Annotated in this window: 2 protein-coding genes; both read left to right on the top strand. The window is 72.5% G+C overall.

Annotation, left to right across the window (positions count from 1 at the left end; all coding sequences use genetic code 11):
• Positions 1-404: phosphopantetheine-binding protein (locus NE235_RS36995; RefSeq protein WP_252811580.1), on the top strand; the 404-nt coding region annotated here is incomplete at its 5' end.
• Positions 401-4,466 (top strand): amino acid adenylation domain-containing protein (locus NE235_RS36990; RefSeq protein WP_252811579.1); only part of this gene is annotated, 4,066 nt, incomplete at its 3' end. The genes NE235_RS36995 and NE235_RS36990, both read left to right, overlap by 4 nt.

Genomic DNA, 4,466 nt, shown 5'->3' with positions numbered 1-4,466 from the left:
CGTCGGCGTTCATCGTGATCGAGGCGATCCCGCTCAACGCCAACGGCAAACTCGACCGCACCGCACTGCCGGCACCCGACCACGTGCCGGATGAGGACCGGACCGCGCCACGCGGTGTCGTGGAAGAGCGGATCGCCGCGTTGTGGACCGACCTGTTCGGGCTGCGGACCGGCGTGCACAACGACTTCTTCAAGGTCGGCGGCAACTCCATCCTCGCGATCCGGCTCATCGCCGGAATCCAGCAGGAGTTCGACGTCGACCTCCCCGTACGGACCGTCTTCGAGCGGCCGACGATCGCCGGGCTCGCCGAGGCGGTCGAGTTCCGGATCAGGGCGGAGATCGCCGAACTGTCCGACGCCGACCTGGCGGCGGCACGCACGTCGTTGAAGGAGGACCGGGCATGACCACGGGCGAGATCGACGCACTCCGCGAGGAACTGCTGCGCCGGCGGCTGGAAGGCCGCGGCGGCGCCCGTCCGACGATCGGACGGGCGGACCGGGAGAGGCCGCTGCCGCTGTCCTACGGGCAGCAGCAGATGTGGTTCCTGAACCGGATGGACCCCGGCAGTCCCGAGTACCTGATCCCCCTGGTCGCGCGGTTGCGCGGACCACTGGACGTCGCGACGCTGCGCGCCGCGTGGGAGAGCGTCGTGGGGCGTCACGAGATCCTGCGCACGCGTTACGCGCTGTCCGGCACCGAACCCGTGCAGGTGATCGACGCCGCGCAGCCGCCGGACTTCCCGGTGATCGACCTGACGGGCATGTCCGAGTCCGGGCTCCTGGAGCGCGTCGAGTACGAGTCGGCCGTCCCGATCGACCTGGCGGTCGAGTGGCCCGTGCGGGCCAAGCTGTTCCGGATGGGCGACGAGGACCACACGCTGGTCATCGTCTTCCACCACATCGCGTGCGACGCGTGGTCGATGCGGGTGTTCGCCGAGGAACTGGCGGCGCTCTACCGCGGTGAGGAGCCGCCGCCTCCGCGGCTGCAGTACGCCGACTACGCGGCCTGGGAGCGCGGCAGGCCGATCGACGAGCGGCACCTGGCGTACTGGCGGGACCGGCTCGCGGGCCTCGATCCGCTCGATCTGCCCACCGACCGCCCCCGGCCGCCGGTGCGCGACCGGGCCGGTGCCCTGGTCACGTTCGAGCTCCCGGACGCCGACGGCGTACGGGAGCTGGCACGGCGCTTCGACGCGACTCCGTTCATGGTCCTCCTCGCCGGGTTCCATCTTCTCCTGGCCCGCTACACCGGGCACCCGGACGTCACGGTCGGCACGGCGGTGTCACGGCGCACCCTCCCGGAACTGCAGAGCCTGATCGGATACGGCATCAACAGCCTGGTCCTGCGCTCGACGTGGGACGATGACCCGTCCTTCGCCGAGCTCCTCGGCCGGGTCCGGCGTACGGTGCTGGACGCCTTCGACCACCAGGACGTGCCGTTCGCCCGGCTGGTCGACGAGATCCAGCCCGAGCGCGACCTGTCGCGGACCCCGATCTTCCAGGTCGTGTTCGACATGGTCCAGGCGAGGACCGGCCCGATCGACCTGCGGGGCGTGCGGACCGAGACGTTCGAGGCGACCCGCCGGACCGCGCGCTTCGACCTCACCCTCCTCATCGAGGAGGCGGCGGACGGATCCCTGAGCGGGAGCCTGGAGTACGCCACCGCCCTGTTCGACGAGTCCACGATCCGGCGCATGGCCGAGCACCTCCGCCGGCTGATGGCGTCGGTCATCGCCGACCCGGACGCGCCGGCGTCGGCCGCCGACCTCCTGACGCCGGAGGAACGCCGGGTGCTGATCGCCGACTGGAACGACACCCGGCGGGATCTTCCGCTGCGGCGGGTGCACGAGGCGTTCGAGGAGCGGGCCGCCGCCGATCCCGCCGCCGTCGCGGTCGTCGCGGGCGACGAGCGGGTCTCCTACGGCGAGCTGGACGCGCGCGCGAACCGTCTCGCGCACCACCTGCGGCGGCTGGGCGCCGGGCCGGAGTCACGCGTCGGCGTGCTCCTGGACCGCGGCCCCGACCTGGTCGCCGTACTGCTCGGGATCTGGAAGGCCGGCGCGGCGCACGTGCCGCTGGACCCCTCGTATCCGGCCGACCGCGTCGCCTACATGATCAAGGACTCCGACGCGCGGATCATCGTGACCGAGGACCGGCACGCCCGGCGCGTCCCCGCCGGCGACCTCGTCGTCCTCGAGCGCGACAGAGCGGTCATCGACGCCTGCCCCGCCACCCCCGTTCCGCCGGCCGGGGACCTGGACGCCCTCGCGTACGTCATCTACACCTCCGGGTCGACCGGCCGTCCCAAGGGCGTGCTGGTCACCCACCGGGGGCTCGCCAACTACCTGGCCTGGACGCTGGAGGCCTACGTTTCGGCCGGAGAAGGCGGCGCGCCGGTCTTCTCCTCGGTCGCCTTCGACCTCGGCGTCCCCGACCTGTACTCCCCGCTGATGGCCGGCCGGCCGGTGCACCTGCTCCCGCAGGACTTCGACGTCGCCGACCTCGGACGGCTGCTGTCGGAGGCGGCGCCCTTCGCCTTCGTCAAGGCCACACCGGGCCACCTGGCGCTGCTCGCCGAGCAGCTCGAGCCGGACCGGCTGGCGAACCTGGCCGGCCTGGCGATCGCGGCCGGCGACGCCTTCACCCGCCGGCTCGCCGACACCTGGCTGCGGCGCGCCGGCGCGGACGGCACCCGGCTCGCCGCCGAGTACGGCCCCACCGAGATCACGGTCGGCAACTCCGCGTTCGAGGTGACCGGACCGCAGTCCGCCGAACTCGTCCCGATCGGGCGTCCCATCCCGAACACCACGATGTACGTCCTGGACGGACGGCTGCAGCCCGTGCCGATCGGCGTGGTCGGCGAGGTCTGCGTCGGGGGTGCGGGCGTCTCGCGCGGTTACGTCAACCGCCCCGACCTGACCGCCGACCGGTTCGTGCCCGATCCGTTCGGCGGCCGTGGCGGCCGCCTCTACCGCACCGGCGACCTCGGCCGGATGCTGCCCGGCGGGGACGTCGAGTTCGTCGGCCGGGCCGACGACCAGGTCAAGATCCGGGGCTACCGTATCGAGATCGGCGAGATCCAGTCCGTGCTCGGCCGGCACCCCCGTGTCCGCGACGCGGTCGTCGTCGCCGACCGGAACGACGATGGTGTCCGGCTGGTCGCCTACCACGTCCCCGGCGGGGACGGGGCGGCGAGCGCCGACGAACTGGCCCGGCACTGCGCCGCCGCGCTCCCCGACTACATGATCCCCACGGCCTTCATGGCGGTCGACCGCATCCCGCTGACCGCCAACGGCAAGGTCGACCGCGCCGCGCTGCCCGTTCCCGACCGCGCCACGCTGATGGCCGACGCGGGCTTCACGGCGCCGCGTACCGAGTACGAGGAGCGGGTGGCGGCCGTCTGGGCCGAGGTGCTCGAGGTCGACCAGGTCGGTGTCGAGGACGGTTTCTTCGACCTGGGCGGCGACTCGATCCGTGCGGTCGCCGTGGTGGGCGCGCTGCGCGAAGCGGGCTTCGAGGTCACCGTGCGCGACGTGTTCGAGCACCGGACGGTGGCCGAGCTCGCCGAGCACATCAGCGGGCGAGCGGGGCACGCCGGAGACGACGCGAGCGTGGCGCCTTTCGCGCTGATCCCGCAGTCGGACCGGGCCCGCCTGCCGGAGGACGCCGTCGATGCCTACCCGCTGTCGCGGGTCCAGCTCGGCATGCTGATCGAGATGCTGGCCGACGACGGCCAGAACAAGTACCACAACGTCACCTCGTTCCGCATCCGCGACGAACGGCCGTTCGCGCCGGACGCCTTCCGGCGGGCGGTCCGGCTCGTCGTGGAGCGGCACGAGGTGCTGCGGACCTCCTTCGACCTGGACTCCTACTCGACGCCCCTGCAGATCGTGCACGCCTCCGCCGAACTCCCGGTCGACGTGCGCGACCTGCGGGGCATGTCCGCGGTGGAGCAGGAGGAGGTGCTGCGCGAGTACACCCGCCGCAACCGCGCCGACCTGTTCGACCTGCGGCGGCCGCCGCTGCTCCGGCTCGCCCCCCACGTCTGCGACGGCGACGTGTGGTGGCTGTCCACGACGGAGTGCCACCCCATCCTCGAGGGCTGGAGCCACCACTCCCTGATCATGGAGCTGCTCACCTGCTACCGGCGGCTCCGCGACGGCCTCGCGCCGGACGTCCCGCCGTCGGCGGCGGTCCGCTACGCCGACTTCATCGCGGCCGAGCAGCGGGCCCTGGAGTCGGCGGAGGACCAGGCCTACTGGCAGGGCATCGTCCAGACGTACCCGAAGTTCCGCTGGCCGTCGGGCTGGGGCTCGGACCGGGACGTGCCCGCCGAGCGCTACGTGACGCCGATGCTCTACTTCGACCTGGTCGACGACCTGCGGGCGCTGGCGAGCCGGGCGCGAGTGTCACTGAAGAGCGTGCTGCTGGCCGCGCACCTGAAGGTCCTGAGCATGCTCACCGACG

Source organism: Actinoallomurus spadix, assembly GCF_024055725.1.
Lineage (GTDB): Bacteria > Actinomycetota > Actinomycetes > Streptosporangiales > Streptosporangiaceae > Actinoallomurus > Actinoallomurus spadix.
Note: the sequence above shows the minus strand (reverse complement) of the source record. Positions and strands in the feature narration are given on the sequence as shown.